At 65.3% G+C, this 26,531-nt stretch carries 30 protein-coding genes, 1 tRNA gene and 1 riboswitch; of the genes, 16 read left to right on the plus strand and 15 right to left on the minus strand.

All coding sequences use genetic code 11. From position 1 onward, the window contains the following. Positions 1-215: 215 nt before the first annotated feature. The 5 genes from hemP to FGU64_RS01625 are packed head-to-tail and all read left to right on the plus strand — an operon-like array spanning position 216 to position 4,385. Positions 216-425, plus strand: coding sequence for a hemin uptake protein HemP (gene hemP / locus FGU64_RS01605; protein WP_139950613.1), 210 nt, complete (start codon positions 216-218; stop codon positions 423-425). 48 nt (positions 426-473) lie between these two features. Further along, positions 474-1,532, plus strand: a complete 1,059-nt coding sequence (locus tag FGU64_RS01610; RefSeq protein ID WP_139950614.1) for a ChuX/HutX family heme-like substrate-binding protein — start codon at positions 474-476, stop codon at positions 1,530-1,532. Between the two features lie 14 nt (positions 1,533-1,546). Then, entirely contained in the window at positions 1,547-2,440 is an 894-nt protein-coding gene (locus FGU64_RS01615) for a hemin ABC transporter substrate-binding protein (protein ID WP_139950615.1), read from the plus strand. Between the two features lie 30 nt (positions 2,441-2,470). Beyond that, entirely contained in the window at positions 2,471-3,583 is a 1,113-nt protein-coding gene (locus FGU64_RS01620; protein ID WP_139950616.1) for an iron ABC transporter permease, read from the plus strand. Between the two features lie 7 nt (positions 3,584-3,590). Further along, the gene (locus tag FGU64_RS01625; protein WP_139950617.1) at positions 3,591-4,385 is read left to right on the plus strand and encodes a heme ABC transporter ATP-binding protein; all 795 of its coding nucleotides are present in this window, start codon (positions 3,591-3,593) and stop codon (positions 4,383-4,385) included. Positions 4,386-4,408: 23 nt separating this feature from the next. On the opposite strand, the gene rirA is transcribed toward FGU64_RS01625, so the two are convergent. After that, on the minus strand, positions 4,409-4,867 hold the full coding sequence (gene rirA, locus FGU64_RS01630) for an iron-responsive transcriptional regulator RirA (protein ID WP_136355436.1): 459 nt from the start codon (positions 4,865-4,867) through the stop codon (positions 4,409-4,411). A 253-nt stretch (positions 4,868-5,120) separates the two neighbouring features. Between rirA and FGU64_RS01635 the strand changes: the two genes are divergently transcribed. Next, positions 5,121-5,708, plus strand: a complete 588-nt coding sequence (locus FGU64_RS01635) for a GNAT family N-acetyltransferase (RefSeq protein ID WP_139950618.1) — start codon at positions 5,121-5,123, stop codon at positions 5,706-5,708. A 76-nt stretch (positions 5,709-5,784) separates the two neighbouring features. Here the strand turns inward: FGU64_RS01635 and FGU64_RS01640 are convergent, their stop codons facing one another. From FGU64_RS01640 to FGU64_RS01655, 4 genes are all read right to left on the minus strand, one after another. Beyond that, positions 5,785-6,978 carry a hypothetical protein gene (locus FGU64_RS01640; RefSeq protein WP_139950619.1) on the minus strand — a complete coding sequence of 398 codons (1,194 nt, stop codon included), beginning with the start codon at positions 6,976-6,978 and terminating at the stop codon, positions 5,785-5,787. A gap of 260 nt (positions 6,979-7,238) precedes the next feature. Continuing rightward, positions 7,239-7,676, minus strand: a complete 438-nt coding sequence (locus tag FGU64_RS01645) for a 6,7-dimethyl-8-ribityllumazine synthase (protein ID WP_139950620.1) — start codon at positions 7,674-7,676, stop codon at positions 7,239-7,241. A gap of 78 nt (positions 7,677-7,754) precedes the next feature. Then, a riboswitch (FMN riboswitch) is annotated at positions 7,755-7,897 on the minus strand. Between the two features lie 58 nt (positions 7,898-7,955). Then, on the minus strand, positions 7,956-8,786 hold the full coding sequence (locus tag FGU64_RS01650; protein ID WP_139950621.1) for a universal stress protein: 831 nt from the start codon (positions 8,784-8,786) through the stop codon (positions 7,956-7,958). Between the two features lie 93 nt (positions 8,787-8,879). Then, positions 8,880-9,620, minus strand: a complete 741-nt coding sequence (locus FGU64_RS01655) for a competence/damage-inducible protein A (RefSeq protein WP_136355446.1) — start codon at positions 9,618-9,620, stop codon at positions 8,880-8,882. A 181-nt stretch (positions 9,621-9,801) separates the two neighbouring features. Here FGU64_RS01655 and wrbA point away from each other — a divergent pair, with 181 nt between their 5' ends. Together wrbA and blaOXA are read left to right on the plus strand one after the other, a co-directional pair. Beyond that, entirely contained in the window at positions 9,802-10,401 is a 600-nt protein-coding gene (wrbA, locus tag FGU64_RS01660) for an NAD(P)H:quinone oxidoreductase type IV (RefSeq protein ID WP_139950622.1), read from the plus strand. Positions 10,402-10,559: 158 nt separating this feature from the next. Continuing rightward, positions 10,560-11,369 carry a class D beta-lactamase gene (gene blaOXA / locus FGU64_RS01665; protein ID WP_139950623.1) on the plus strand — a complete coding sequence of 270 codons (810 nt, stop codon included), beginning with the start codon at positions 10,560-10,562 and terminating at the stop codon, positions 11,367-11,369. A gap of 15 nt (positions 11,370-11,384) precedes the next feature. On the opposite strand, the gene FGU64_RS01670 is transcribed toward blaOXA, so the two are convergent. Both FGU64_RS01670 and FGU64_RS01675 read right to left on the minus strand, forming a co-directional pair. Then, on the minus strand, positions 11,385-11,639 hold the full coding sequence (locus tag FGU64_RS01670) for a hypothetical protein (protein ID WP_136355453.1): 255 nt from the start codon (positions 11,637-11,639) through the stop codon (positions 11,385-11,387). 124 nt (positions 11,640-11,763) lie between these two features. Beyond that, complete coding sequence (locus FGU64_RS01675; protein WP_139950624.1) at positions 11,764-12,867, minus strand: NADH:flavin oxidoreductase/NADH oxidase; 1,104 nt, start codon at positions 12,865-12,867, stop codon at positions 11,764-11,766. Positions 12,868-13,048: 181 nt separating this feature from the next. On the opposite strand from FGU64_RS01675, the gene FGU64_RS01680 reads away from it, so the two are divergent. Beyond that, positions 13,049-13,540 (plus strand): hypothetical protein, encoded by a 492-nt coding sequence (locus FGU64_RS01680; protein ID WP_139950625.1) that lies wholly within the window; start codon positions 13,049-13,051, stop codon positions 13,538-13,540. Between the two features lie 141 nt (positions 13,541-13,681). On the opposite strand, the gene FGU64_RS01685 is transcribed toward FGU64_RS01680, so the two are convergent. Continuing rightward, positions 13,682-14,239, minus strand: a complete 558-nt coding sequence (locus FGU64_RS01685; RefSeq protein WP_139950626.1) for an OmpA family protein — start codon at positions 14,237-14,239, stop codon at positions 13,682-13,684. A gap of 128 nt (positions 14,240-14,367) precedes the next feature. Between FGU64_RS01685 and FGU64_RS01690 the strand changes: the two genes are divergently transcribed. Beyond that, a tRNA-Leu gene (locus tag FGU64_RS01690) sits at positions 14,368-14,452 on the plus strand. 193 nt (positions 14,453-14,645) lie between these two features. Here the strand turns inward: FGU64_RS01690 and FGU64_RS01695 are convergent. Continuing rightward, entirely contained in the window at positions 14,646-15,494 is an 849-nt protein-coding gene (locus FGU64_RS01695) for an alpha/beta hydrolase (RefSeq protein WP_139950627.1), read from the minus strand. Between the two features lie 154 nt (positions 15,495-15,648). Between FGU64_RS01695 and ade the strand changes: the two genes are divergently transcribed. Beyond that, a complete protein-coding gene (gene ade, locus FGU64_RS01700; RefSeq protein WP_139950628.1) occupies positions 15,649-17,415 on the plus strand; it encodes an adenine deaminase in 1,767 nt (588 codons plus the stop codon). A gap of 133 nt (positions 17,416-17,548) precedes the next feature. Here the strand turns inward: ade and FGU64_RS01705 are convergent, their stop codons facing one another. Together FGU64_RS01705 and FGU64_RS01710 are read right to left on the minus strand one after the other, a co-directional pair. Then, positions 17,549-18,712 (minus strand): alpha/beta hydrolase, encoded by a 1,164-nt coding sequence (locus FGU64_RS01705; protein ID WP_139950629.1) that lies wholly within the window; start codon positions 18,710-18,712, stop codon positions 17,549-17,551. 82 nt (positions 18,713-18,794) lie between these two features. Next, positions 18,795-19,889 carry an alpha/beta hydrolase gene (locus FGU64_RS01710; protein WP_136355922.1) on the minus strand — a complete coding sequence of 365 codons (1,095 nt, stop codon included), beginning with the start codon at positions 19,887-19,889 and terminating at the stop codon, positions 18,795-18,797. Between the two features lie 210 nt (positions 19,890-20,099). Between FGU64_RS01710 and ilvA the strand changes: the two genes are divergently transcribed. Next, positions 20,100-21,353 carry a threonine ammonia-lyase IlvA gene (ilvA, locus tag FGU64_RS01715; RefSeq protein ID WP_139950630.1) on the plus strand — a complete coding sequence of 418 codons (1,254 nt, stop codon included), beginning with the start codon at positions 20,100-20,102 and terminating at the stop codon, positions 21,351-21,353. Then, positions 21,350-21,904: a DUF1697 domain-containing protein gene (locus FGU64_RS01720; protein WP_139950631.1), complete on the plus strand. Its 555-nt coding sequence runs from the start codon at positions 21,350-21,352 to the stop codon at positions 21,902-21,904. The genes ilvA and FGU64_RS01720 overlap by 4 nt, the downstream gene beginning before the upstream one ends. A gap of 4 nt (positions 21,905-21,908) precedes the next feature. On the opposite strand, the gene FGU64_RS01725 is transcribed toward FGU64_RS01720, so the two are convergent. Next, the gene (locus tag FGU64_RS01725) at positions 21,909-22,199 is read right to left on the minus strand and encodes a DUF2218 domain-containing protein (RefSeq protein WP_139950632.1); all 291 of its coding nucleotides are present in this window, start codon (positions 22,197-22,199) and stop codon (positions 21,909-21,911) included. 17 nt (positions 22,200-22,216) lie between these two features. Beyond that, positions 22,217-22,657: a VOC family protein gene (locus tag FGU64_RS01730; protein ID WP_139950633.1), complete on the minus strand. Its 441-nt coding sequence runs from the start codon at positions 22,655-22,657 to the stop codon at positions 22,217-22,219. 221 nt (positions 22,658-22,878) lie between these two features. Between FGU64_RS01730 and FGU64_RS01735 the strand changes: the two genes are divergently transcribed. The 3 genes from FGU64_RS01735 (at position 22,879) to FGU64_RS01745 (ending at position 25,011) form a co-directional block, all read left to right on the plus strand. After that, entirely contained in the window at positions 22,879-23,466 is a 588-nt protein-coding gene (locus tag FGU64_RS01735) for a cold-shock protein (RefSeq protein ID WP_139950634.1), read from the plus strand. Positions 23,467-23,653: 187 nt separating this feature from the next. Next, a complete protein-coding gene (locus tag FGU64_RS01740; protein WP_139950635.1) occupies positions 23,654-24,226 on the plus strand; it encodes a DUF192 domain-containing protein in 573 nt (190 codons plus the stop codon). Positions 24,227-24,243: 17 nt separating this feature from the next. After that, entirely contained in the window at positions 24,244-25,011 is a 768-nt protein-coding gene (locus FGU64_RS01745) for an alpha/beta hydrolase (protein ID WP_180375690.1), read from the plus strand. A gap of 74 nt (positions 25,012-25,085) precedes the next feature. On the opposite strand, the gene FGU64_RS01750 is transcribed toward FGU64_RS01745, so the two are convergent. Both FGU64_RS01750 and FGU64_RS01755 read right to left on the minus strand, forming a co-directional pair. Further along, positions 25,086-25,691, minus strand: coding sequence for a hypothetical protein (locus tag FGU64_RS01750; protein ID WP_139950637.1), 606 nt, complete (start codon positions 25,689-25,691; stop codon positions 25,086-25,088). Further along, positions 25,688-26,449, minus strand: a complete 762-nt coding sequence (locus tag FGU64_RS01755; RefSeq protein ID WP_246671209.1) for an enoyl-CoA hydratase-related protein — start codon at positions 26,447-26,449, stop codon at positions 25,688-25,690. Before FGU64_RS01755 ends, FGU64_RS01750 begins: the two co-directional genes overlap by 4 nt. Between the last annotated feature and the right edge of the window lie 82 nt (positions 26,450-26,531).

Raw genomic sequence — 26,531 nt, forward strand, 5'->3', positions numbered from 1 at the left:
CCGCCAAGCCCATGATTCAACTCCAAATTCTGTGTTGAATGCTGGCTGGCGTTGCCGCTTGCTCGCATTTTTCATCTCATCCGGCACCTTAAATGTTGACTCATTTGGTCCGGTATTGCACTGACTAGTAAACATGATTATCCGAGTCAACAAATGAATCGGCAATCATCCCCGGCGTCGCGGGCAGCGGCGCGAGATGGATCAGGAGCCTGACGATGAACACGCACAACCCTGACGATTTCCGCTATCGCTTCCGCCGCGCCGAGACGCACACGCCCATGCGGTCGGAACGCATGCCGCTGTCGCCGCGCACGCTGTCGTCCAATTCGCTGTTCCAGGGCGAACACGAGATCGGCATCGAGCATCACGGCGCGCTCTACCGGCTCAAGATCACCCGGCAGGGCAAGCTCATCCTCAACAAATAGAGCCAGCCAGCCGACACGAACGATTGTTGCTAGCGAACAGGTGTGACTATGGATCGGAATGTGAAGCCCACAGCGCAGGAAATCAGATCGGCGCGATCGCAGAATCCCAAGGCGCGAGAACGTGATCTGGCCTTGCAATTGGGCATTTCGGAAGCCGATCTGGTCGCGGCGCATTGTGGCGACGGCGTGCGGCGCATCGAGCCGCGCGTGCGCGAGTTGCTGGGTGAATTACCGGCGCTCGGCGAGGTGATGACGCTGACGCGCAACGACAGCGCCGTGCATGAGACGATCGGCACGTTCGGCGAGGTGCGGGCGAGCCCGCACGCCGCTGCCGTGTTTGGCGACAACATCGACCTTCGGGTCTTCTACGAGCACTGGGTGCATGGCTTTGCCGTCGAGAAGCGCGACGGCGACGCCATTCGCCGCAGCCTGCAATTCTTCGACGCCGGCGGCGAGGCGGTGCACAAGATCCATCTGCGTCCGGCATCGGACGTGGCTGCCTACGAGGCGCTGGTCGACCGCCATCTGTCGGCCGACCAGTCGCCGGTCGTGCGGACCGAAACCGTTGTCGAGGAGGAGGGGACGGCTGTCGAAGCCTTTTCACGGCGGGACGAATTGCGCGCGCGTTGGAGCAGCATGACCGACGTGCACCAGTTCTATGGCATGCTCAAGGATCTCGGCGTTTCGCGCCATGTCGCGGTGCGCTCCGTGGGCGAGGAATATGCCTGGCCGGTCGACCGCGAAGCCATCGGCACGCTGTTGCCGCAAGCGGCTGCGGCGCAGACGCCCATCATGTGCTTCGTCGGCAGTCGCGGTTGCGCTCAGATCTACACGGGGCCTGTCAGCGAACTGAAGACGATGGGTCCGTGGCTCAACGTGCTGGACGAAACCTTCCACCTGCACCTGCGCACCGACCATATCGCAGAGGTGTGGGCTCTGCGGCGGCCGATCAGGGAAGGGCATCTGACGACGATCGACGCCTACGATGCGCAAGGGCGGCTGATCATCCAGTTCTTCGGCAAGCGCCACGAAGGCGAGGATGAGCGCCAGGACTGGCGTTCGCTGGCCGAAAGCCTGCCGCGTCTGCCTGGCTCGGTCGCGGCCTGAGCGGACGTGAACGCATGAACGCCGTGGTTTGCAGCTTTGTGCGCCGGTCGCTGCTCGGCGCGGTTCTGGTCTTCGGCGCCCTCTCCACAGCGGGGGCGGCGGAAGACGGTGAAGTGTTCGCCGATCCGTCGCGCATCGCCTCCATCGGCGGTTCGCTGACCGAAATCGTCTATGCGCTCGGCCAGCAGGAGCATCTGGTGGCACGCGATTCCACCAGCCTTTATCCGCAGGAAGCGCTCAAGCTTCCCGATGTCGGCTACATGCGCCAGCTGTCGCCGGAAGGCGTGCTGTCGGTCAATCCGTCGGGAATTCTGGCGCTGCAAGGCAGCGGCCCGAAGGAAGCGGTCGAGGTTCTGAAAAAGGCCAGCGTGCCCTATGTCGAGGTGCCCGAGACCTTCGACCATGAGGGAATCCTTGCCAAGATCCGTGCCGTCGGCAAGGCGTTCGGCGTTGACGACAGGGCGGCGGCGCTGGCAATGGAAGTCGACGCCAAGCTGAAGGCGGCCGAGCAACTCACGGCGGCGGTCAAGCAGCGCAAGCGCGTGCTGTTCATCCTGTCCATGCAGGGTGGCAAGATCCTGGCTTCCGGCGGCGACACCGCGGCCGACGGCATCGTCAAACTGGCCGGCGGCGTCAATGCCATCGAAGGCTTTACCGGCTACAAGCAGCTTTCGGACGAGGCCGCCGTCACCGCCGCGCCCGATGTCATCCTGATGATGGATCATGCCGGCCCCGCCGTATCCGACGAGGAACTGTTCGCCAACGCGGCCATTTCCCAGACGCCGGCCGGTGCCGCCCGCAAGGTCATCCGCATGGACGGCGGCTATCTGCTGGGCTTCGGCCCGCGCACCGCCGACGCCGTCCACGATCTTGCCGTGGCGCTCTACGGCGCCGACCTCGGCCAGTGAACGCGGACCCGGTTTGAACGAGGCTGAGCGATGGCGGATCAATCGATCGCCGGCACGTCCGGCATGACCAGGCTCGCCAGGGGCGGCGAGGACGGCGATCGCGCGGCGCGCGCACGGCTGGCCATCGCGCTGCTGGCCGTCATACTTGGCGCGGCCATGCTTTTCAGCCTGACTTCGGGGGCGTCGGACGCCTCTGCTTGGGCTGTCTTGCGCGATTGGGTCTCGGGTTCTGTCGCCGATAACTCGGCGGCCGACATGCGCACCCGCGTCATCATCCAGGACATTCGCCTCCCGCGCGTCCTGATGGGGGTTCTGGTCGGCGCTTCGCTGGCGGTCTCCGGGGCGGTCATGCAGGGCCTGTTCCGCAATCCGCTGGCCGATCCCGGCCTGATCGGCATTTCGGCAGGAGCCAGCCTCGGCGCCGTCGCCGTCATCGTGCTCGGCACCACGATGCTGGCGCCGGTGGTGGCGCTGCTGGGGCCGATGGCACTGCCGCTGGCGGCCTTCGTCGGCGGTCTGGTCGCCACGCTCATCCTCTATCGCATCGCCACGCGGCAAGGCCGCACTTCAGTGGCGACCATGCTGCTCGCCGGCATCGCGCTGGCCGCACTCGCCATGGCGCTGACGGGCGTGCTGGTCTACATGGCCGACGACCGGCAGTTGCGCGACCTGACCTTCTGGCAGCTTGGCTCGCTGGCCGGCGCCACCTGGCAGAAGATCGGCACCGCCGGACCGGTGATCGTGGCGGCGCTCGCGGCGACACCCTTCCTGGCACGCGGCCTCAACGCGCTGGCGCTGGGGGAGGCGACGGCCGGCCATCTCGGCATTCCCGTGCAGCGGCTGAAATACGTCGCGATCGTCTCGGTCTCGGCTGCGGTGGGAGCGGCCGTGGCCGTCAGCGGCGGCATCGGCTTCGTCGGCATCGTCGTGCCGCACCTGCTGAGGCTGGCCATCGGCCCGGACAACCGCTATCTGCTGCCGGCTTCCGCGCTGCTCGGCGCCGCCATGCTGCTCGTTGCCGATGCCGTCTGCCGCACCATCGTCGCGCCCGCCGAACTGCCCATCGGCATCATCACGGCGGCGGTGGGCGGGCCGTTCTTCCTGTGGATCCTCCTGCGCAAGCGCGGCATCGTCGATTTGTGAGACCGATATGATCGAGGCGAAAGAGGTTTCGGTTTTCATCGGCCGCCGGCGCATCGTCGCCGACGTCGATTTCACGGCGCGGCCGGGCGAGGTGACGGCCATCGTCGGCCCCAACGGCTCCGGCAAGACGACGCTGCTCAAGGCCCTGTCGGGCGAACTGCCTTATGAGGGCCGCATCGCCGTCAACGGCCGCGACCTCGCCGCCATGAAGCCGGCCGAGGCGGCAAGCCTGCGCGCCGTGCTGCCGCAGGCGACGAGCCTGGCCTTTCCTTTCACCGTGCGCGAGATCGTCCGGCTCGGCCTGCTCGGCGGCCGTTCCGGCGCGCTGGCGGGCGAGAGCGAGCGCTTGCCGGAGCGTGCGCTGGCGAAGGTCGATCTCGCCGGCTTCGCCGGCCGTTTCTATCAGGAGCTTTCCGGCGGCGAGCAGCAGCGCGTGCAGTTGGCCCGGGTGCTGTGCCAAGTCTGGGCGCCGGTGCTGGAGGGCGTGCCGCGCTATCTCCTGCTGGACGAGCCGGTCTCCAGCCTCGACATCCGCCACCAGCTCACCATCATGGATATCGCCCGCGACTTTGCCCGGCGTGGTGGCGGCGTGGTGGCGGTGCTGCACGACCTCAACCTGACGGCCATGTATGCCGACCACATCCATGTGATGCAGGGTGGGCGGCAGGCCGCATCAGGCGCGCCGGAAGAGGTGCTGGTCGATCCGCTGCTGGAGAAGGTTTTCGGCTGCAGGCTGAGGGTCGGCGCCGTGCCGCCCGGCGGCGCACCTTTCGTGCTGCCCCAGTCGGCGGCGGTGTCCTGACGTTCCTTGGAAACCGGCCTTGCCTAAGCCGCCGGCGCGTGGCCTTCCAGCATGTCTATGCCGAGCAGATTGCGCATGCCCGGCCGTGCCGCCACCAGGTCGGCGATGGTGTGGCGGCCCAGCACTTCGAAGAAGGCGTTGAGCGCTTCGCGCAGGGCCGCGTTAAGCGAACAGCTGTCGACCAGCGGGCAATCCGTGTCGCTCTCGAAGCATTCGGCCATGGCGAAGCTTTCCTCCGTCACGCGCACGACGTCGAACAGCGTGATGTCCTCGGCCGGGCGGCCGAGCCTGACGCCGCCGTGGCGCCCGCGCACCGTCTGAATGAGGCCGTTCTCCACCAGCGGCTGCAGAATCTTGAACAGGAACAGTTCCGACACCGAATAGGCGGCGGCGATCTCGGGAATGCGGCTCAGCCGATCGTTATTCGCCGTGCAATACATCAGGATGCGTATCGCGTAGTTGGTCTGGCGGGTGAGTCGCATGAGACGGATCCTTGAAATTCACCCGACGAATATGGCCCATACCTTGGAACAATTCCAGACAAGCTGTGCCGGATAGATGATTTTTTCTGTCATCTTTCGGTGATCGGCGGCGGAAACTTCGAGAGCCGACCGTTTTCGCCCCGGTTTCGCTTTCCCTTCCGTTATGCGCGGGCTCCTTGCAATTCATGCTGCGCTGCACAATATTATACTCAGCACGACTCGAGGGAGGAGACCCCACGAGGAGTTCGACAGTATGGACGACCGTCTTCACCTTGCCGCGCCCCCGATCGGGCCGGTTCCGCTTACGGGCACGATCCGCCAGCTCAGGCCTTCCGATCTGCCGCGTTTTCGCGACCATCTCCTGCGTCTCGACGCAGTCAGCCGTCGCGACCGTTTCAACGGCGCCATCAGCGATGCCTTCGTCGCCGCCTATGCCGACCGCTCCTTCGCCGAAGGCACGACGGTGATCGGCTATGTCGAGGGCGACGAGGTTCTGGGTGCCGCCGAATTGCACGAGCGGCCCGAGGAAGCCGAACCGACCGCCGAGATCGCCTTCAGTGTCGAGCGCCATCTCCAGCATCGCGGGCTGGGCGGGCGATTGTTCGCGCGGCTGATCCAGCAGGCCAGGGGCTTCGGCTACACCCGCCTGTTCGTCACCACCCATGCCGATAACCGCGCCATGAAGGCGCTGGCCCGGCGCTTCGATGCGGCCTTGACCTTCGCCGAAGGCGAGACGGTCGGCGTCATCCGCCTCGAGCCGGCGGTGGAAGATGATTTTTTTCCCGTCTCGCGACGTCCAGTGCCGGTAGGCCCGATACCGGCAAGAAGGGCGTTCGCGTAGGAAAATAACCGCCACGGAATCAAAAAGGCCGCATCGAGGCTCGATGCGGCCTTTTCCGTTTTCCGGGCAGTCCGGATCAATTCTCGTTGGCGGTGACCGTGAGGCCCAGTGTCTTGGGCAGTTCCAGCGGGTTCGACATGCCGTTCGCCATCAGGAGCGCGAAGGGTACCGGCGAGGCCGGCTCGGCCGCGACCTCCAGGCTCTTGGGATCGTCGAGGAACTTGCTCACCGCCGCGGTCACCTGCGCCGTCAGTTCGGGATTGTTGAGCTGCGCCATGCCGAAGGGCACGATCGCCTTGGCCTGGTTGGCGATGTCCTTGGCCGACATGCCCTGCTGCTTGCCGACATATTCGAGCACCTTGTTGGTCAGCGAATCATCGTCGAAACGGATCGAGGCGCCGTTGAAGGTAAGCTGCTGCAACAGGCCCAGCATCGCCATGCCCTCGGCGGAACTGTCGGCGCCCTCGGGCTTTTCGGCCATCTTCTTCTGCATCTCCTGCAGCGACTTGACGAAATCCATCGTGTAGCCGCTGATGTCGAAGGTCATGCCGAAGGTGCCGGCATTGTCCACGGTGATGTCGTACTGCGACAGCTGCATCTTGCCGTCTGACGGCTGCCAGGAACCGGCGACCTGCATGTCGCCGGAAATGGTCTGGTAGCCGAGCGCCTCGATGACCTCCTTCGACTTCGGGTCTTCCACCAGCGAAAGGTCGCCGGTGAATTTCTCTGCGCTGCCGGTGAACTCCAGCGCCTTGCCGTCGGCAGGCGGGGTCACCTCGACGCTGAGCGTGTCGAGCGTAAAGGCCGGCTTGTCGCCCACCTTGACGGTCATGTTGGCGAGTTCGGCCGATTTGTACATGAGGATGCCGGCCAGCGGATCGGTGCTGCCCTCGGCCGGAACGGTCAGGCCGTGCATCATGAAGGGGCTGATGTCGACCGAAATGCCGTCCTCGGTGCGCGAAAAAGCCTGCGTGGAGACGGTTTCGATCACGTAGCCGCCGTTCTCCTCGCTGACACCCTCGAGGGTGACGTTGCCGATCGGCAGGGCGTCCTTTTCCGCCGCCGGCTTGATGGTGACGCCTTCCATCACCATGGAGGACGCGTCGCCCGAAATGCCGCTCCAGGCGAGATCGACGCCCTGGTTCGCCATCAGGGCCTTGAGCCGGTCCGCGACGGCGGTGGTGTCCTGCGCGAAGGCTACGTTGAGCGGCAGGGCGAACAAGAGGCCCGAGAAGGCGAGCTTGGAAAGGGTCGAGCGGTGGATCGTCATCGCGGGCTCCGAAATAGGCCTGAGGGTATGTTGATTTGCTGTACGCCCTTCACGTCTCCGTGAAGAACTGGACCGGAAAAAGGCGATCGCCGCCACAATGGCAGCAAACCGCCGAAAAAGGCAATCGGCACGGCCGCGCCCACACCGTGGTCTGTCGCAAACGCCGTGCCGTCCCATCTTGGGGCGATAGCCGTCCAATGTAACGGCACGATGCCGGAAGAGGCGGTCGAGGTTTCCGACGTCGATGCCGCCTCGGGCGGCTAAGCCGCTGCCAGCATCGCCCGCGTCTTGCCGATGATTAGCGCCGCCTGCGCCGCCTCGCGTCCCTTCTTGACGAAATGGGCGCGGAAGATCTGCGTGTGGTGCTCCGTCTCCTGGTAGTTGTGCGGCGTCAGCGATACCGACAGCACCGGCACGCCGGTGTCCATGCCGGCCCTCATCAGCCCGTCCACCACCGCCTGGGCGACGAAGTCGTGGCGGTAGATGCCGCCGTCGACGACGAAGGCGGCCGCCGCGACCGCCGCATAGCGGCCGGAAGCGGCGAGATCGCGCGCCAGCAGCGGCATTTCGAAAGCGCCGGGCACGTCGAACACGTCGACCTGCTCGCGCGGGATAAGTTCGAGGAAACCGTCGAGCGCGCGGTCGACGATATCGGCGTGCCAGCCGGCTTTGATGAAGGCATAGCGGGTGTGTGTCATCGTAATCACCTTTCTCGTAACGGACACGTCACCCAAGGCGATCACGGCTGTTCCGCCGGCAGGTTGCCGCCCGGAACAGCACGTTCTCTTTCATCCGGACTATACCGTCGGCCCAGGCATCGCACCTGGTCTGCTGACCCTTCCTGCGGAAGGCGCTCGCGGGCTCGCAGCTTGCGCCGCATACCGCCGGTGGGGAGTTTCGCCCCGCCCTGAGAACGGCGAATAGATAGCGATGCCATAGCGGGCAGGCAAGGGGCGTGGATTGGTCCTGCCGCACCCTCAGCGCGAAAGGAAGGCGGCCACGGTGCCGGAGCGCAGCACCGACTGCGTGACGCCGCCGAACAGGAGCCGGCGCAGCCAGGAATGGCTGTAGGCGCCGAGCACGAGGAGGTCGGCCCCGGTTTCGGTCATTCTGCTCTGGATGACGTCCTCTACCGAGGCGCCGTCGGCCTTACGCACGGCGACGCTGACATTCGCGCCATGGCGCGCCAGCGCGGCGGCGATTTCGCTGCCGGCCGTGCCGTCGTCGTCCTGGTTGTCGGGCGGATCGACGACGAACACTTCCGTCTTGTCGGCGGCGAGAATGAAGGGCAGGGCGTCGAAGGCGGCGCGTGCCGCCTCACGGGTACCGTTCCAGGCGAGCAGCACCGTCTTGAAGGTGGTGACCACCGGCCCCGCATGCGGCACAACCAGCACCGGGCGGCCGGCGTCGTAGACTAGCGAGCCGACATCGGCGTTGCCGTCGCCGCCGCTTTCGCTCTGAGCTGCCACGATCAGGTCGGCGGCGCGCACCGTCGAGATGCCCGACAGCCCGCTGTCGCCCGAGAAGGTTTCCAGGCTGCGCCATTCGAAGGACAGGCCCGAACCTTCGACGCGCTTGAGGAACAGCGCCTGCAATTTCTCGGCGCGTTCCTTGTTCATCTCGGCCGAAACCTGCAGGAACTCGGTATCCGGGAAGCCGGTGGCGGACGTGTAGGGAACCGGAAGCGATTCGGCGTGGATGCCGACAAGATGGCTTTCCAGGCCGGTAGCGAGTGGAATGGCGCAGTCGAGCACGCGCCCGGCGTCCTGTTCGCTCTGGAGGATGGCGACGATGGTCTTGAACGACATGGCAGGCTCCCTCAACTGGCCGCGTGCCGTATCCTATCACGGCCGCCCCTATAAAACGCGCTGCTTGTCGTCACGGTTCCCGCCGCGCGCTTCTCAGCCCGCCGTGGCGAAGCGCTTCACCATCGCCTCGACGTCGGCGCGCGCGGCTTCAAGCGCCTCCTGCGTGCGGGCGCGCACCACCAGTTCGGTCCAGAATTTGCCCTCGCCGTACTTCGGATAGGAGCCGATGATGGTGTCGGGATGCGCCTTCTGGATCTCCGCCAGCGGGCCGCCGATCGTGCCTTCGCCGACCGGGCAGTGGACGGCCGCCGACAGCATCTTCGCCCCCGTCTTCAGCGTCGGCACGACGTTGTCGAGCATCGCCTGGAAGATCGACGGAACGCCCGCCATGACGTGCACGTTGCCGATGCGGAAGCCCGGCGCGGTCGAAACGGGATTGTCGATGTGGTCGGCGCCGCGCGGCATGCGCGCCATGCGCTTCCTGGCCTCGGTGAACTCGATGCCGCGCTGGGCGTAGCTGTCGCCGAGCATCTTGTAGGCCTTGGCGTCGTATTCGCACGGCACGCCGAACGCCTTGGCCACCGAATCGGCGGTGATGTCGTCATGCGTGGGGCCGATGCCGCCGGTGGTGAAAACGTAGGTGTAGCGGGTCCTGAGCGCATTCAGCGCCGCGACGATCTCGTCTTCCTCGTCCGGCACGATGCGCACTTCCTTCAGGTCGATGCCGATGGCCGTCATGATGTCGGCCAGATGGCCGATGTTGCGGTCCTTGGTACGGCCCGAAAGGATTTCGTCGCCGATGACCATCATGGCGGCGGTGACGATATCTGGCATGGCGGTCTCCGGAAGAAGGGCAGGGCATCGACCCATACTCCCGCATCGGAACCGGGGCAATGGCATCCGATTAGTGAACAATCCGTGCTCCAGAAGATGGCTTCCGATGAACGGTGGGCACCTTAGATAGGGGTCGACGGCGCGCTTCGCGCCGACAGGTTTGCCCATCAAGGAGACTGTAATGGCAAAGGTTCTGGTTCTTTATTATTCGAGCTTCGGTCACATGGAGCAGATGGCCAAGGCGGCCGCCGAAGGCGCGCGCGAAGCCGGCGCCGAGGTCAGCTTGAAGCGCGTTCCGGAACTGGTGCCGGAAGCCGTCGCCAAGGCGTCCCATTACAAGCTGGACCAGCAGGCCGAGGTCGCCACGCCGGCCGAACTGGAGAACTACGACGCCATCATCGTCGGCTCGGCCACCCGTTACGGTGCCGTCGCCTCGCAGATGAAGAACTTCCTCGACCAGACCGGCCCGCTGTGGGCACGCGGCGCGCTGCTCGACAAGGTCGGCTCGGTTATGGTCTCGACCGCCACCCAGCACGGCGGCGCCGAACTCGCGCTGCTTTCCACTCAGGCGACGCTCCAGCATCACGGCATGATCATCGTGCCGCTGTCCTATGCCTATCAGGGCCAGATGGGCAACGACGTGGTGCGCGGCGGTGCGCCCTACGGCATGACCACGACCTCCGACGGCGACGGTTCGCGCCAGCCCTCGGCACAGGAACTGGAAGGCGCGCATTTCCAGGGCAAGCGCGTCGCCGAGATCGCCGCCAGGCTGCACGGCTGAGTTCGCGACCGGTCCGCAACGATCATGGAAGGGCGCTCCGGCGCCCTTTCGCTTTTTTAGGACACCGTCTTCCGGCGGTAATCCCCCACGGTAATCCTTGCGTAACGCCGCCGCGCTAGCCAGTGCCTGCGGGCAGGCGTTCGACAGCGAGGACGGCGATGAGAGCATGGATATGGGCGGCCTTCGCGGTGGCCGCTGTGATGGGACATGCAGGCGCCGTGCAGGCGGCGACCGTCTGCACCATCCTGGCCGACGCGGCGACTGGCGACAGGCTGGTGGCCGAAGGCGATTGCGACCGGCGCGTCACCCCGGCTTCTACCTTCAAGATCGCCATCGCCCTGATGGGTTACGACGACGGCTTCCTCAAGGACGAGCACAGCCCGAAACTGCCCTTCAAGAAGGGTTATCCCTCATGGGTTGCTGCCTGGAAGGCCGATCAGGACCCGACGTCGTGGATCGCCAATTCCGTCGTCTGGTATTCGCAGCAGGTGACGCAGCATCTGGGCGTCGAGAAATTCGACCGCTACATCCGGGCTTTCGGCTACGGCAACCGGGACGGCTCCGGCGATCCGGGCAAGGACAACGGGTTGACGCGGGCCTGGCTGTCGTCGTCGCTGAAGATTTCACCGGCCGAGCAGATCGAGTTCCTGCGGGCGCTGACGACGGGCAAACTGCCGGTGTCGCGCCACGCGCTCGACATGACCGCCGCCGTCACCGCCCTTGGCAAGCTGCCCGGAGGCTGGGACCTGCACGGCAAGACCGGAACCGGCCCCTTCCGCAAGGCGGATGGCAAGCCCGACCAGAACCACACCTATGGCTGGTTCGTCGGCTGGGCGGTGCGCGACGGCCGGACGGTCGTTTTCGCCCGCCTTGTCGAGGAAAAGGGCAAGCGCGTCACCATGACGGCTGGCCGCTCGACCCGCGACGCCATGATCAGGGAACTGCCATCCCTGTTGCCGGCCCGCTAAGCCAACCGGCTTCCGTCAGCCGTTTTCGGCGTCGTCCGCGATCTCGGTCTGCGGCCGGTCACGGCCGTCGGCCAGTTCCTCGTGCCATTTGCCCTGGGCGTCTTCGTACTGGATGCCGTCGGTGGTGCCGGCCACCTGCTGCTCGGCAGAGGCGTTTTCGGCGGCCCGCCGCGCTTCCTCGTGGCTCCGGAAGGTTTCGGAGAAGGTCGAGCCGACCTTGTAGGCCCAGCCTCCGTCATGCTCGACGATCGTGTAGGTCAGTTTCGCCATAAGACGTCTCCGAGGGTACAATATTGCGGTCGCGCTGCCGAATGGCGCGCGTTCCGTGCCAAACGCGAAGCGCGGAAAATGGTTGCCTGCCGGCGCCGGCACGAGGCGGCGGGCATACTATGCGTCAACCCGCCTTCTTCATCCAGTGCTGCATGGTGGTCACCGCACGCACCAGTTGCGGTGCCGCATGGACCGGCTCGCCAAGCATTGCCGCCGCCCGCCATCCCCAGCGCGGATCGGCGAGGAAAGCACGCGCCAGCGCCACCATGTCGGCACGGCCGTCGGCGACGATGGCGTTCGCTTCCAGCGGATCGTCGATCAGTCCGACGGCGCGGACGGGAATGTCCGCGCCCTTGCGGATCGCCTCGGCCAGATGCACCTGGTAGCCGGGGCCGGAGGGCAGTTTCTGATGCGGCGAATTTCCACCGGAAGAACAGCAGATATAAGCGACGCCTTCCGCTTTCAGCGCCTTCGCCATCTCGATCGCCTCGTCGACGTCGAAGCCGCCGTCCACCCATTCCTTCACCGAAAGCCGCGCGCCCAGCATCAGCTTCGGGGCGGCCTCGCGCACGGCGCGCGCGATCTCGACCGCGAAGCGCATGCGGTTTTCCAGGCTGCCGCCCCAGCGGTCGGTGCGCCGGTTTGAGAGCGGCGACAGGAACTGGAAGATCAGGTAGCCGTGCGCGGCATGCAGCTCGATGAAGTCGAAGCCGGCGCGCTCGGCCCGCCGGGCGGCGTCCGCGAACCGCTCGATCAACCGGACGATCTCTTCTTCTTCCAGCGCGTGCGGCGTGTGCCATCCCTGATCGTAGGGGATCGCCGAGGCTGAGACCGTCTGCCACGGGTCCTGGTTCGGCCCGAGCGGTCCGCCGCCTTCCCAAGGCCGCTGGCAGGAGGCCTTGCGACCGGCATGGGCGAGCTGCGTGCCGAACTTCGTGCCCGGCTGCGCCACCCGGCGCGCCGCATCCAGCGCGCGCTTCGCCGCCGCCTCGTTATGGTCCGAATAAAGGCCGAGGCAACCGTGGCTGATGCGGCCGCGCCGTTCCACGTCGGTCATCTCGACGGTGACCGTGCCGGCGCCCGACAGCGCATAGCTCATCCATTGATGGAGATGCCAGTCGGTGGCCGAGCCGTCATCGGCCGAATACTGGCACATCGGCGCCACCGCGATGCGGTTGGGGACGGTCATCCCGCCAAGCGTGATGGGCTGGAAAAGCGGTGCGGTCATGAAAAACTCCGGCGGATCGTGCAGGTGGCGGGATTGTCGAGCCTATGTAGGGGCATCTGCGGCGTGACGCCAGAGATGGGCCTGCCGGTCGCAGGCCGGCCCATTTGTGCGACGTGATGGAACCGCCAGCCGCGCCAGCCATTTGTTTCCCACGCCGGCCGACCAAAGGGAGAACAAGGCGATGCCGAAACTCAGCAATGCAAGCCCCGAGCGGATCGAGCGGCTGCGCGCCGACGCCAGCGCCATGTTCGGACCGGTCCTGCTCGGCGAGGCGCTGCGCCGCCTGTGCAGGACCCACGGCAGCGGCTGCCTCGACGAATTCGAGAAATCAATGGCCGACCGCATCGAGGCCATGCGGGCCGAGACGCCGGATTTCGGCGACATGAAGGAACTAGCCATCGAGCAGCTGTTCGCCGTGGTCAAGGAAGTTCGCACGCATCCCGACAACAAGCAGCCGCTTGAAGATCCGGCCGCGCGCCGGACGTCCGGTCGTTCGGAGGAGAATGAGACGCTGGAGGAGCAGCTTCAGTCCGGCCTCGAGGACACTTTCCCGGCAAGCGATCCGCCGGCCGTCGTGTCCACCGCCATTCCAGGCGGCGCCAAGGACAAGCAGCCGACCGGCGTCGAGGAGCATCTGCGCCGGCAGCGCGAAGCCGCCAAGCGCGCAAGTTGAGCGTGGCGGCCACCGGGCAAGCCGGTGGCTGCGATCACGCCTAGAGCGAGGTGCCGTTTCGCTGAATCGGCACCTCGCTCTAGCCTCTTGTTTTAACGCATGATGTTTTCCGAAAAGTCTGCAACTTTTCGGCATCATGCTTTAGCGAAGGAATTCGTCGACCCGGCGAATGGTGACGCGACGGTTGCGCCAATCCTCGTAAGGCGTGTCGACCAAAAGATAATCTTCGCCGTAACCCACCGCCTCGAGCGTGCGGGAAGGAATGCCGAACTCCGACACCAGCACGCGTTTCAGCGAGGCGGCCCGCCGCTCGGAAAGCGCCTGGTTGGATGCGCGCGATCCGACCGCGTCCGTATGGCCTTCGATGAGGAAGCGGGCCCTGCGGCGGCGGCGCGTGATCTGGTCGAAGGCACGCGCGATCTCCCGCACCTTGCGAAACTCCGAGCGCGGTATCTCTGCCGAGCCGAACTCGAAGTTGATGGCCTGGATATCGATTGAGGGGGCCGCACGGCGCAGGTCCGGCCGGCGGCGAAATTCCTGGATGGTGACGCGCTCTTCCGGCCGTACGCGCCTGCGCGGCTCGACGTCCAGCCGGCGCATGATCTGGTCGGAGGTGGGCGCGCTGCGGCTCTGCGCGAAGGCAAGGCCGGGCGTGGCGAGCAATGCGGCGATGCCGGTCAGGACGTGGCGACGATCCATCGTGATCTCCTTGGTCGTTTGTTCCGGCCGCCTGTTTGCCCGCCGCAACCTGAAGATTGGCTGAACGTGCCCGACCGGCAAAAACATCGATTGACGAAAACGGCCAAAGCCCCGACAAGCAGGGCCGCGCGGACGTGGTGGAACTGGTAGACACAAGGGACTTAAAATCCCTCGGAGCAATCCGTACGGGTTCGATCCCCGTCGTCCGCACCAGCTTTCGCGGTCGCCGATAGCGAGGATTTCGGAAAAGCGGGAGCGCGAAACGGCTGGCGGGCTCGCCCCTCTGAGCCCCGAGCCGCGCGCCGGCTGAAATGTCCCGCGCCCCCTCTGTATCTTTACGGGACAATGGCGGAAGCTTCCAACGAAACGAAAACTTAACCTTAGCGGCTAAGGTTAATTCTCCGGCTCACTTGGCGTCGATGAAGTCCAGCACCGCCTGATTGTATTCGTCCGGCGCCTGCAGCATGGCGAAATGGCTGGCGTTGGGCAGGATGATCTCCTTCGCGCCGGGGATGGTGGAAGCCATGTAGTCCGTGTGTTCGCGCTTGATCGCCTCGTCGTGGTCGCCGGCAACGACGGCGATCGGCGTGGTGATTTTGGCCAGTTCCTCCTTCGACCAATTGGGCTGCGTCTCCCACATCTTCGAGATCTGGGCGACGAAGGCGTCGTACTGGTCGGGCGTCTTGGACAGTTTCTTGTAGTCGCGGCCGGAGCGGTCGATGTAGGCGGCGAAGGTCTTGTTGGTCAGAACGCCGGGGTCGACGCCGTCGGTGGTCACGTTGGCGGCCTGCGCGAAGACCTTCGTCAGCCGTTCGGGGTGATGCAGGGCGATGTCGATGCCGATGATGCCGCCGTCGCTCCAGCCGACGAGTGCCGTCTTGTCGATCTTGAGGTGGTCGAGGAGGGCGAGATAATCGGAGGCCATCAGGTCGTAGCCGAAGGGCTCCTCGGTGCGCGTCGAGCGGCCGTGGCCGCGTGAATCGGCGATGATGACCTTGTGCGTTTTTGAAAGCGTGGCGACTTGGCTGGCCCAGATGTCGGCGTGGCCGAGGCCGCCATGGATGAGCAGCACCGGATCGCCCTTGCCGAACACGGCGTAGTACATGTCGATGCCGTTGACCGGCGCATAGCCGCTCTCGTCGGCCTTCGGCATCGGCGCGGGTTCCGGCAGGGTCTGCCAGCGTTCCTCGGCACTGGCGAGGCCGGGCAGGACGAACAGGGCAAGGACGGACAGCAAAAGGGAAAGACGGGTCATGGCGAACTCCCTCGATGGATGCCGAAATGAACCGCTTTCCCAGGCGGAAAGTCAACAAAGCCAACTGGTCAAATCCGCTGCGGATTGGCAGAGTCACGGCGAAGATTCTTCAGGGAACGGTGACGCTGTGAAAAAACCAAGGCCATGGGCGGAGATGGCGACGGAGCTGGTGGATGTGGCGACCGGCCGCAAGCCGGCCGATCTCGTCGTGCGGGGTGGCCGCTGGGTGAACGTCTATTCCGGCGAGATCGTGCCGGATACCGACATCGCGATTTCCGGCGGCCGCTTCGCCTATTGCGGGCCGGATGCCAGCCACGCGATCGGTGACAAGACCGTGGTGGTCGAGGCGCAAGGACGCTATCTGGTGCCCGGCCTCTGCGACGCGCACATGCACGTCGAGAGCGGCATGGTAACGGTGACCGAGTTCTGCCGCGCGGTCATCCCGCACGGCACCACCTCCATGTTCATCGACCCGCACGAGATCGCCAACGTGCTCGGCCTTCCCGGTGTCCGGCTGATGCACGACGAGGCGCTGGCGATGCCGATCAATGTCCATGTGCAGATGCCGTCCTGCGTGCCCTCCGCGCCGGGGCTGGAAAATCCCGGCGCCGTCTTGACGGTGAAGGACGTCGAGGAGGCGATGGGCTGGGAAAACATTATCGGCCTGGGCGAAGTGATGAATTTTCCCGGCGTCGCCGCTAACGATCCGGTGATGGCGGGCGAGATCGCCGCCACCATGCGCGCCGGCCGCACAGTCGGCGGCCACTATGCCTCGCCCGATCTCGGCCCCGCCTTCCACGGTTACGCCGCCGGCGGCCCGGAGGACGACCATGAGGGCACGCGCGCCGAGGATGCCATCGCCCGCGTCAGGCAGGGCATGCGGGCGATGCTCAGGCTGGGGTCCGCCTGGTACGACGTCGCTGCGCAGATCAAGGCGGTGACCGAAAGCGGGCTCGACCCGCGCAACTTCATCCTGTGCACCGACGACAGCCATTCCGGCACCCTGGTCGAGGAAGGCCATATGGATCGCGTCGTGCGCCACGCCATCCGGCAGGGCCTGAAGCCGGTGACGGCGATCCAGATGGCGACGCTGAACACCGCCCAGCATTTCAGGCTGGAGCGCGAACTGGGCTCCATCGCGCCCGGCCGGCTGGCCGATTTCCTGATCGTCTCCGACCTCGCCGAAATGGCCATCGACGACGTCTATGCGCGCGGCGTGCTGCTGGCGAGCAAGGGAAGATTGGCAATCGATATCCCCGCCTATGATTACCCGGCTTCGGCGAAGAACACGGTGCGGCTGGGCAAGACGCTGGCAGCGGCCGATTTCGATATCGCTGCGCCCGCCGGCGCCAACGAGGCGCGGGTGCGCGTCATCGGCGTCATCGAAAACCAGGCGCCGACCAAGGCGCTGGAGGCGGACTTGGCCGTAGAAAACGGGCTGGTGGCGATGGATCGCGCCAACGATGTCTGCCAGATCGCGCTGGTTGAGCGCCATCGCGGCACCGGCGGCGTCACCAATGCCTTCGTTTCCGGCTTCGGTTACTCCGAGGATTGCGCCATCGCCTCCACGGTGGCGCATGACAGCCACCACATCATCGTCGTCGGCACCAACAAGGCCGACATGGCGCTGGCCGCCAACCGGTTGGCCGAGGTCGGCGGCGGCGTGGTGCTCTATTCCAAGGGCAGGGAACTGGCGCTGGTCGAGATGCCGATCGCCGGCCTGATGTCGGACGAGCGCGCCGAGATCGTCGCCGCCAAGGCGCACAGGCTGGTCGAAGCCATGCGCTCGGTCGGCTGCACCCTGAATAACGCCTACATGCAGCACTCGCTGCTGGCACTGGTGGTCATCCCCGAACTGCGCATCTCCGATATCGGTCTCGTGGACGTGCGGACGTTCGAGAAGGTGGAGCTGTTTGTGTAGGGGGTAGGGATTAGGGCAATATGGGAATAGGGGAATAGGGGAATAGGGGAACAAGAAGAAGCTGCTGTTTCCTCTTCCTATCCTTTTCGTCTCCTATTCCCTTACTGCCCTAATCCCTTATTCCCTTCAATTTTTATTCTCCCCCCGTCGCCACCGACAGCACCTTGAACGGCGTTGTGATGATGATCTGGGCGACCGAGCCGACCGCCTGGCCGAGGCCGTTGCCGATTTGCTCGATCGGTTGGCCGGGCAGGGGCGCGCCGGTGGCGAGTGCGGCGGGCGTTTTCAGCTGGTCGCCAAGCAATTGCACGAGCATCGGGTTGTCGGCGAACTTGGCGTGGTTGAGCCGGTCGGAGCCCTTGGTGTTGGTGAGATCGGCGACGACGACACCGTATTGCGCGAGGTCGGCGGCGTCGCCGTAGTCGCCGACCCGCGGCTTGTCGCCGGAGATGAAGCCGGAAAGCTTCAGCGCCCGGTCGTCGCCAGAAAGCAGGATGGCGAAGGGCTTGTCCGGCTTGCCGTAGCGAATCATCTGCTTCTTGAACACGTCGACGTCGATGTCGGGCGAAGCCAACACCACGTAGCCGAGCTTGTCGTTCAGGTCGCGGTTGCCCTCGATGGCCAGCTGGCGCAGTGCTTCCATCGTCACCCATGTGCCCATCGAGTGAGCGACGATATCGATGCTTTTGGCCTTGGTGCGCGCCAGCATCTTCAGCGTCGCCTCAAGGTCGTCGCGGGCGGCGTTGGCGCTTTCCTTGTCGTAGACATAGCCGGTGATCTTGCCGGCGGAGGCCCAGGAAAACAGCACCGGCGTACCCCTGTAGCCGGTGTCGTGGGCGATCTGGGTGATCCGGTAGACGCCGTCGTCGAAGCCGTTGTTGAAGCCGTGCACGAACACCAGCACCCGGTCGCCGCGCCGGGCGATGTCGGCGCCGACCGCCTTCTGGAACTGGCCTGCATCGCCGTAGAGGGTGACATGCGAAGCGGAAAAATCCTTGGCCGGGTCGCTGGGGGCCGAGCCTCTGGCCCGCTCGATGGCGCCGACCTTGTGGACCTTCGGCACCGTCATCTGGACCTCGGCGAAGTTTGAGGTCAGCGAGCGGTCGCCGTCGAATACCTGGCGCGGTTGTTTGGTTGCTTTCTGGCGCGTGGTGACGACGAAGATGTCGTGCGTCGCGGCGATCGCCGATGCCGGCGCCTCGACCGCCGTCTTGTTCAGGAGGTCATGCGTGTTGCGGCCGGCGCAGCCGGTGGCCAGCAGCGCGAGTGCGACGATGAAAGCGATCTTTCCCTGCACCGGCGCGGACCTCGCTGGCGAACGCGACACATGACGACCCCGCCTGCATAAAGCCGACCGCCGCTTCGGTCCAGCCCGCAGGCTACATTGCGCCGGGGCTGGCCTGCTGGTTGAGCTGGATGATGCGGTCGGTCACTTCGCGGTCGCTGGCATAGCCGTCGTCCTGTCTCAAGCGCTTGCCGAGCAGCGTCACCAGGTCCGGATTGTCGGCGAACTTGGTGTGGTTGAACCTGTCGCCGGCTTTGGCGCCGGACATGTCCACCACCGTCACGCCATAGCTGGTGAGGTCGGTGGCGGCGTTCTTGTAGTCGCCGACGCGCGGCTGCGAACCGGCGATCATGCTGGAGAGGCGCAGCGCGCGGTCGTCGTCGGAGAGCAGCACGATGAACGGCTTGTCAGGCTTGCCGTAGCGCTGCATCTGGCTCTTGAACACGTCGACATCGATATCCGGCGAGGCGAGCACCACATCGCCCAGCTTGCCGCCGAGATTGCGGTTGCCCTCGATGGCAAGCTGCCGAAGCGCTTCCATCGTCACCCATGTCCCCATCGAATGTGCCACCAGGTCGATGCGGCGCGCACCCGACTGCGCCAGCAGCCTCAGCGTCGCCTCGAGCTGGTCGCGTGCCGCGGCCGCACTTTCCTTGTCGTAGACATAGCCTGTCGTGCTGGCGCCCGAGGCCCAGGAAAACAGAACCGGCGTACCGGGATAGCCGGAATCGTGAACGATCTGCGTGAGGCGATAGACAGCATCGTCGAAGCCGGTGTTGTAGCCGTGCACGAACACCATGACCCGCCCGCCGCGTGCGGCGATGTCGGTGTTCAGCGCCGACTGGAACTTGGCCGCGCTGTCATAGCCGGTAGCCTGCGAGGCCATGAAATATTTCGACGGATCGTCGGACTTGCCGCGGCTCTTGCGCTCGATCTTGCCGGTCTCGTGGCTTTTCGGCACCGTGATGTTGACGCGCGCGAAGCTGAGCAGCGCCGAGCGCTCGCCGTCGAACACCTTGTTGGGATCGTCGGAGCGCTTGCGCGTGGTGGCGATGAAGATGGCGTGGTTGCCGGAAATGTCGGCGATCGAGGCCGTCACCACGGCGCTGCCCAGCAACTCCTCCGGCTTGTGGCCGGCGCAGCCGGCAACAAGGACGGCAAGCACGGCAGCAAGAAGCGTTTTCGGCAGCACTTTCAAGTCCACTTCACTCCGCCATCGGCGCCAGTCCGCGGCTCAAACCCTGATATTTTCGTAAAAAATCTCCCCACAGGGCAAGTGCGGCCAAAGTAAGTCGAGGTCAGCCGAAATCGGCCGGGACATGAGTGCCGGCGGCAGACTGTTGCGCAAAAGTCCGAATGGCGTCAGGAACGCAGTCTCGATTGCACAGGAAAGATCGCCATGACTAGCTTCGCCGAAAAGGTTTCCAGCGCGGCTGCCGCCATGCGCGAGCTTTTCCCCGAGACGCCGTTGCAGGAAAATCCCTACCTGTCGCGCAAATACGGGGCGCGGATCCTGTTGAAGCGCGAGGACCTGACGCCGGTGCGCTCCTACAAGATCAGGGGAGCCTTCAATTTCTTCCGCAAGGCGCTGGCCGCCGGCAACAAGGCCGAGCTTTTCGTCTGCGCCTCGGCCGGCAACCACGCTCAGGGCTTTGCCTATGTCTGCCGCCATTTCGGCAAGAAGGGCGTGGTGTTCATGCCCGTCACCACGCCGCAGCAGAAGATCGACAAGACGCGCCTGTTCGGCGGCGATTTCGTCGAGATCCGTCTGGTCGGCGACTTCTTCGACGACTGCTACCGCGCGGCCCTGGAATTCACCGCCGAAAGCGGCGCGCACATGGTGCCGCCCTTCGACCACAAGGACATCATCGAGGGACAGGCGACGGTCGCCCATGAGATCGCCGGGCAGATCAGCACCCGCATGCCCGACATCCTCATGCTGTCGGTCGGCGGCGGCGGGCTGGCGGCGGGCATTTCGCATTATTTCGCCGAGCAGGCCAGGGAGTGCCGCTATGTCTTTTGCGAGCCGGCCGGTGCGCCGAGCCTGAAGGAGAGCCTCGGCGCCGGCCGCCGCGTCAAGCTTGCCAAAGTCGACAACTTCGTCGACGGCGCGGCGGTGGCCGAGATCGGCCGTGAACCGCTGCGCTTCCTCAAGGATTTTCCTGCCGATGCGGTGCGGCTGGTGCCGGAAAACCGGCTTTGCGCCACGATGATCGAGATGCTCAATGTCGAGGGCGTGGTGCTGGAGCCCGCGGGCGCGCTGGCCATCGATGCACTGAAGGATTTTGCCAGGAAGGAGATCAGGGGCAAGACGATCGTCTGTGTCGTCTCCGGCGGTAATTTCGACTTCGAGCGGCTGCCGGACGTGAAGGAACGGGCGCTGCGCTTCGAGGGTTTGAAGAAATATTTCATCATCCGCTTCCCGCAGCGGCCGGGCGCCCTGCGCGACTTCCTCGAAATGCTGGGGCCGGACGACGACATCGCCCGCTTCGAATACCTGAAGAAGTCGGCGCGCAATTTCGGCTCAGTGCTGATCGGCATCGAGACGAAGGAACGCCGCAATTTCGACCTCCTGACCGCGCGTTTCGACGCCAACGGCGTGCAATATCAGGACATCACCGACAACGAGACGCTGGCGGGCTTCATCATATGACGGCGAGGGGGAAGATTTTCGTCGCGCTGTTTTCCGGCATCAATGTCGGCGGCAACCGCATCGTCAAAATGGCCGAGCTGCGCTCCTTCTTCGAGGCGCTCGGCTTCACCGCCGTGCAAAGCTATGTGCAGAGCGGCAACGTCGTCTTCCGGGCGGCCGAAGGCGACGCCGCCGAGCTGGCCGGGACGATCGAGAACGCCTTCGAGGCAAAATGGGGTTTCCGCTCGCGCATCATGGTGCGGGACGCCGACTGGCTCGCGCGCCGCGTCGCCGAGAACCCCTATCCCGAAGTCGTCGACGAGCCGAAGAAACTCCACCTCTATACGCTGGAGCGCCAGCCGGCCGAAGAGGAAGAGAAGCGACTGGCGGACAAATGCACCGGCCCGGAGCATTTCACCGTCAAGGGTGACGCCTTCTACCTCAAGGCACCGAACGGACTCGGCCATTCCGACTTCGCCAACCTGATCCCACGCACGCTGAAAGTGCCCGGCACGGCACGCAACTGGCGTACCGTGCTGACGCTGCTGGAAATGGCGAAGGCGGCGGGATAGGCGCTCAGCCGGCGTCGCGCTTCCAGTCGAAGACGAGCTCCTCGCGGAAGGCGAAACGCTTGATATGGTCGGCCACCACCGTCTCCAGTCGCTCCAAAGCTTCGGCGTCCTGTGCCGTCACGGCGATGTGCAGCGCTTCGGCATCGGCATCCATCACGGTGCGGCCCAACGAAAGCTCGATCGTGCCGTGAGCCGGATCGAACGCGACCGGAAACTTGTGCGCCCAGTGCTTGCACAACTGCTGGAGATATTTGCTGGCCTGTCCGGTGACGACGTCGGCGCGGCTGGTCGGCATGGTCTTTCCTCTGGGGTCTACCAGGCGCCGGTGTTCGCCATCGATGCCCACGGCTCGGCCGGCGCCTTGGGCTGGCCCTTTTGCAGGAGTTCGATTGAGATGCCGTCCGGCGAGCGGATGAAGGCCATATGGCCGTCGCGCGGCGGCCGGTTGATGGTGACGCCGCTGTCCATGAGGCGCTGGCACAGCGCGTAGATGTCGTCCACTTCATAGGCGAGGTGGCCGAAATTACGGCCGCCCTTGTACTCTTCCGGATCCCAGTTGTAGGTCAGCTCCACCAGCGGCGCGTGTTCGGCGCGGCCGCTTTGCTCGTCCTCCGGCGCGGCGAGGAAGATCAGCGTGAAGCGCCCTTTGTCGTTCTCGATGCGCCGCACCTCCTTGAGGCCGAACTTGTTGCAGTAGAAGTCGAGCGAGGCATCGACGTCGGCGACACGGACCATCGTGTGCAGGTAGCGCATGGGTATCTCCGGAATTGTGGCTGGCGGTTCGGAACGCAACATAGGGTGGGTGTATTGGGGCGGCAACCGCCAAGTATTCGCCGCTGGAAATGACAGCAAAACAGGCGACAACCAACGAGCCGTGAAAAAAGCCCGCGCAGGTCTTGCACACCCCGGAAGCGCAAGTGTTAATCTGGCGTCAAGAATCAGTTTGCTGCACTGACGAAGAAAGGGGGCGCTCGATGGGGGAAAAGGCCTCTTGGATGGGGCAGGATGCGACAGCGGTGGGGCACGACGAAGCCGGCGAGGGCGCCGATCTTCAGGAGGTCTCCGGCGCAATCAAGTGGTTCGATGTCGCCAAGGGATATGGCTTCATCCTGCCCGACGACGGCGTCACCGGCGATATCCTCCTTCATGTCACCTGTCTGCGGCGCGACGGCTTCCAGACCGCGCTTGAGGGCGCGCGCGTGGTTTGCCTTGTGCGCAAGGGGGAGCGCGGCCTGCAGGCCTTCCGCGTCCTGTCGATGGATATCATCACCGCCGTCCATCCCGCCGAGATGCAGGAACAGCGCACGCACGTCACCGTCACGCCCGAGAGCGGGCTGGAGCGGGCGCTGGTCAAGTGGTTCAACCGCACCAAGGGCTTCGGCTTCCTGACGCGCGGCGAAGGCACCGAGGACATTTTCGTTCACATGGAGACGCTGCGCCGCTACGGCGTCACCGAGTTGCGGCCGGGACAGGTGGTGCTGGTGCGCTTCGGCCGTGGCGACAAGGGGCTGATGGCCGCCGAGATCCATCCGGACGTCGGGACCTTGCCTGTCGCGCACTGAGCGGATGGCGAAGCGATGCAGAGGGGGCCGCGCTTGCGCGGCCTTTGTTTTGCCCGCCGTGGGGTCGCCGCGGCTTGGCTTTGCCGTGGCCGCATGCTTGATGGGCATGCCACGTTTCCGGCCCTTTCCGTGCCGATAAGGGGCCGAGGGCCGGGAAGATGATTGGACGAAAGAGCAGGACCTTGCGATGGCGCGTTTTGGCTGGCTGAAGGCACCGGCGCTCTGCCTGGGAGCGGTCCTTGCTTTGATGGCGTTGCTGCGGCCCACATGGTCCGGGCCGGCCGAAGGCCAGCCGATGATCCTGCCGGTCGATCCTGCGCCGCTGGTGGCGGTCACAAACCGGGGTGAGCGCCCGTTCACCATCGAGATCGCCGACGATTCAGGCAAGCGGCAGGCCGGCCTGATGTTCCGGCAGGATATGGCGGACGACCACGGCATGCTGTTCGTCTTCGAGGCCACCCAGCCGGTTGGCTTCTGGATGAGGAACACGCCGATGCCGCTCGACCTGATCTTCATCGGTCAGGACGGCCGCATCAAGGCCATCCGTCAGGGTGAGCCGTTCTCGGAAGCCGTCATCTCGCCGGACGAGCCGGTGCGCTTCGTCTTGGAACTGAAATCCGGCACGGCTGAAAAGAACGGGATCGCCGACGGTGATCTGGTCAGGCATCCGGCCATCGCGGCCGCTCCCGTTCCCGGCGAACCGCCGCCCGACAACGGCGATGCGCCGAACGTCAATGATGGGCAAGGCACCGCGAAATGACGGTTCAGGACACGACGCTGCAATTCTTCCGCCACGACGGCTTCGATCTGGCCTATCTGGACCGCCGGCCGGCGTCCGGTGCCGGCGATCCGGTGCTGATGATCCACGGCTTCGCCTCCAGCCATTATGTCAACTGGGTGGCGCCCGGCTGGTTCAAGACGCTCAACGACGCCGGCTACCGGGCGATTGCGCTCGACAATCGCGGCCACGGTTCGACATCCAAAAGCTATGAGGCTTCCGACTACACGCCGGCGCGCATGGCTGGCGATGCGGCCGCACTTCTCGACCATCTCGGCATCGGGCGGGCGCACGTCATGGGCTATTCCATGGGCGCGCGCGTTTCCGCCTTCATGGCGCTGTCCGATCCCGACAAGGTCGCGACGCTGGTGCTGGGCGGATTGGGCATCGGGCTGGTCGACGGCGTCGGCGACTGGGACCCGATCGGCGAGGCGCTGCTGGCCGAGGATGCGGCCAGCATCGCCCATGCGCGCGGGAAGACCTTTCGGGCGTTCGCCGACCAGACGCGCAGCGACCGCCGCGCGCTCGCCGCCTGTATTATCGGCTCGCGCGATGAACTGACCGAGGACCAGGTGGCACTGATCGCCCAGCCGACGCTGATTGCCGTCGGCACGAAGGACGACATCGCCGGTTCGGCCGAGGAGCTTGCCGCGCTGATGCCGAACGCCACCGCCTTCGCCATCGAAGGGCGCGACCACATGCTGTCGGTCGGCGACAAGAGCTTCAAGCAGCGCGTGCTGGAATTCTATGCGGAGAATGCGCTGTAGGGCGCACGTTGTTTATTCCGTCCGGGCTTTGGTGCCTCGGATTTGAAGCTCTGAAAGCGGTGCAGATAAAGCCGCTACAGAGGCTGCCTTGCCAGCCTCTCAACCGACCGCGCCATGTTCTCCCGCGCCTGCGCCTCGAACCGGTCGCGGAATTCCGGCGTATGGAAAATATGCGGGCGGGCGAGGAAGTTGTTCAGCACCGCGCCGCGCCCGGCCCGCCACGCCGGCTCGTCCACCCAGCTGTATTCGCGTCGTACTGCCTGTTCGTAGGCATCGAAGACATCCGGCTCGGCGCCCAGGATGGACAGGTCCATGTCGAGCAACAGGGCGGCGTCGCGAACATGGTCCGGATCGGCGAGGGCAGGGACCTCGTGCGGGGCCGTCGCCTCGATCATTGTGGCGATGCGGTCGATCCGCGTTCCGTCCGTTCGCCCAGCGAGCTTTTGCCGGGCAAGGCCGGCGCTCTGCGCCTCGTTGTCCTTGGCCCGGCTGTCGTAGATGGCGTCGTGGAACCAGATCGCCGCATCCACCGCCTCCGGATCGGACAGGGCAGTGCGGTATTCGGCGGCCAGCGCCAGCAGTGCCTCGATGTGGGCGAGACCGTGATAGTGGCGCCCGGGCGCGCGATAGAGATCGGCAAGCTCGGCCTTCAGCGTGGTATCGAGCAGCGGCGTGCTCATCGGCCGGAAAACCGCGGCTGGCGTTTCTCGCGGAAGGCGGCGCGGCCTTCGGCGTAGTCGGCGCTCTCGAAGGTCCGCGCGCCGGCTACCCGCGCCGCTTCCGCATCGGCGGCGACACCGCTCAGCGCGGCGCGGATGGAAAGCTTGGAAGCCAGAACCGAAAGCGGCGCATTGGCGGCGATCGAGGCCGCGATGCTTGAAGCGCGGGCCTCCACCTCGTCTGTCGGCACGATCTCCAGGATCAATCCTGCCGCCAGTGCCGTCTTCGCATCGATGCGGGCGCCGGTGAATGTGAGGTAGCGCGCCATCTGCGGCCCCGCCGCCGCGACGATGTCCTGCATGGCGTCCTGCGGATAGGCCAGCCCCAGCCGCGCCGCCGGCACCGAAAACAGCGCGTCGGGCGCGGCGATCCTCAAATCGGCGGCTGCCGCGAGGCCGAAACCGCCGCCGAAGCAGACGCCGCGGATTGCGGCAACCACCGGCACGCGCGCGTTGCGCACCGCCGCGAAAGCGGCGGAATTGGCCGTCTCGTAGGCCTCGGCGTTGCCGGCGCCGCGCAGCGTGTCGAATTCCGCGATATCGGCGCCGGCGGAGAAATCGCTGCCGGCACCAGTAAGCACGATCGCACGAATTTCAGCGGAGGCGGAAAGGGTCTCGAAGAGCCGGGAAAGCTCCAGCCAAAGCGCGTGGCTGATGGCGTTCTTGCGGCGTGGTCGGTTGAGCGTCACCGTGGCGACGCCGCCGGCCATACGAACCATCAAGGGTTCCTGTTCCATTGCCGGTTGATTTTGCGTCATCACAAACCACTTGAAGACAGGATAAGGAAAATTCAGTTCACGC

The sequence above is a fragment of the Mesorhizobium sp. 8 genome (genome assembly GCF_006351905.1).
Classification (GTDB): domain Bacteria; phylum Pseudomonadota; class Alphaproteobacteria; order Rhizobiales; family Rhizobiaceae; genus Mesorhizobium; species Mesorhizobium composti.

Coding starts and splice junctions, on each gene's coding strand:
- hemP (WP_139950613.1), top strand. CDS start 216: ATGAACACGCACAACCCTGACGATTTCCGCTATCGCTTCCGCCGCGCC.
- FGU64_RS01610 (WP_139950614.1), top strand. CDS start 474: ATGGATCGGAATGTGAAGCCCACAGCGCAGGAAATCAGATCGGCGCGA.
- FGU64_RS01615 (WP_139950615.1), top strand. CDS start 1,547: ATGAACGCCGTGGTTTGCAGCTTTGTGCGCCGGTCGCTGCTCGGCGCG.
- FGU64_RS01620 (WP_139950616.1), top strand. CDS start 2,471: ATGGCGGATCAATCGATCGCCGGCACGTCCGGCATGACCAGGCTCGCC.
- FGU64_RS01625 (WP_139950617.1), top strand. CDS start 3,591: ATGATCGAGGCGAAAGAGGTTTCGGTTTTCATCGGCCGCCGGCGCATC.
- rirA (WP_136355436.1), bottom strand. CDS start 4,867: ATGCGACTCACCCGCCAGACCAACTACGCGATACGCATCCTGATGTAT.
- FGU64_RS01635 (WP_139950618.1), top strand. CDS start 5,121: ATGGACGACCGTCTTCACCTTGCCGCGCCCCCGATCGGGCCGGTTCCG.
- FGU64_RS01640 (WP_139950619.1), bottom strand. CDS start 6,978: ATGACGATCCACCGCTCGACCCTTTCCAAGCTCGCCTTCTCGGGCCTC.
- FGU64_RS01645 (WP_139950620.1), bottom strand. CDS start 7,676: ATGACACACACCCGCTATGCCTTCATCAAAGCCGGCTGGCACGCCGAT.
- FGU64_RS01650 (WP_139950621.1), bottom strand. CDS start 8,786: ATGTCGTTCAAGACCATCGTCGCCATCCTCCAGAGCGAACAGGACGCC.
- FGU64_RS01655 (WP_136355446.1), bottom strand. CDS start 9,620: ATGCCAGATATCGTCACCGCCGCCATGATGGTCATCGGCGACGAAATC.
- wrbA (WP_139950622.1), top strand. CDS start 9,802: ATGGCAAAGGTTCTGGTTCTTTATTATTCGAGCTTCGGTCACATGGAG.
- blaOXA (WP_139950623.1), top strand. CDS start 10,560: ATGAGAGCATGGATATGGGCGGCCTTCGCGGTGGCCGCTGTGATGGGA.
- FGU64_RS01670 (WP_136355453.1), bottom strand. CDS start 11,639: ATGGCGAAACTGACCTACACGATCGTCGAGCATGACGGAGGCTGGGCC.
- FGU64_RS01675 (WP_139950624.1), bottom strand. CDS start 12,867: ATGACCGCACCGCTTTTCCAGCCCATCACGCTTGGCGGGATGACCGTC.
- FGU64_RS01680 (WP_139950625.1), top strand. CDS start 13,049: ATGCCGAAACTCAGCAATGCAAGCCCCGAGCGGATCGAGCGGCTGCGC.
- FGU64_RS01685 (WP_139950626.1), bottom strand. CDS start 14,239: ATGGATCGTCGCCACGTCCTGACCGGCATCGCCGCATTGCTCGCCACG.
- FGU64_RS01695 (WP_139950627.1), bottom strand. CDS start 15,494: ATGACCCGTCTTTCCCTTTTGCTGTCCGTCCTTGCCCTGTTCGTCCTG.
- ade (WP_139950628.1), top strand. CDS start 15,649: ATGGCGACGGAGCTGGTGGATGTGGCGACCGGCCGCAAGCCGGCCGAT.
- ilvA (WP_139950630.1), top strand. CDS start 20,100: ATGACTAGCTTCGCCGAAAAGGTTTCCAGCGCGGCTGCCGCCATGCGC.
- FGU64_RS01720 (WP_139950631.1), top strand. CDS start 21,350: ATGACGGCGAGGGGGAAGATTTTCGTCGCGCTGTTTTCCGGCATCAAT.
- FGU64_RS01725 (WP_139950632.1), bottom strand. CDS start 22,199: ATGCCGACCAGCCGCGCCGACGTCGTCACCGGACAGGCCAGCAAATAT.
- FGU64_RS01730 (WP_139950633.1), bottom strand. CDS start 22,657: ATGCGCTACCTGCACACGATGGTCCGTGTCGCCGACGTCGATGCCTCG.
- FGU64_RS01735 (WP_139950634.1), top strand. CDS start 22,879: ATGGGGGAAAAGGCCTCTTGGATGGGGCAGGATGCGACAGCGGTGGGG.
- FGU64_RS01740 (WP_139950635.1), top strand. CDS start 23,654: ATGGCGCGTTTTGGCTGGCTGAAGGCACCGGCGCTCTGCCTGGGAGCG.
- FGU64_RS01750 (WP_139950637.1), bottom strand. CDS start 25,691: ATGAGCACGCCGCTGCTCGATACCACGCTGAAGGCCGAGCTTGCCGAT.
- FGU64_RS01755 (WP_246671209.1), bottom strand. CDS start 26,449: ATGGTTCGTATGGCCGGCGGCGTCGCCACGGTGACGCTCAACCGACCA.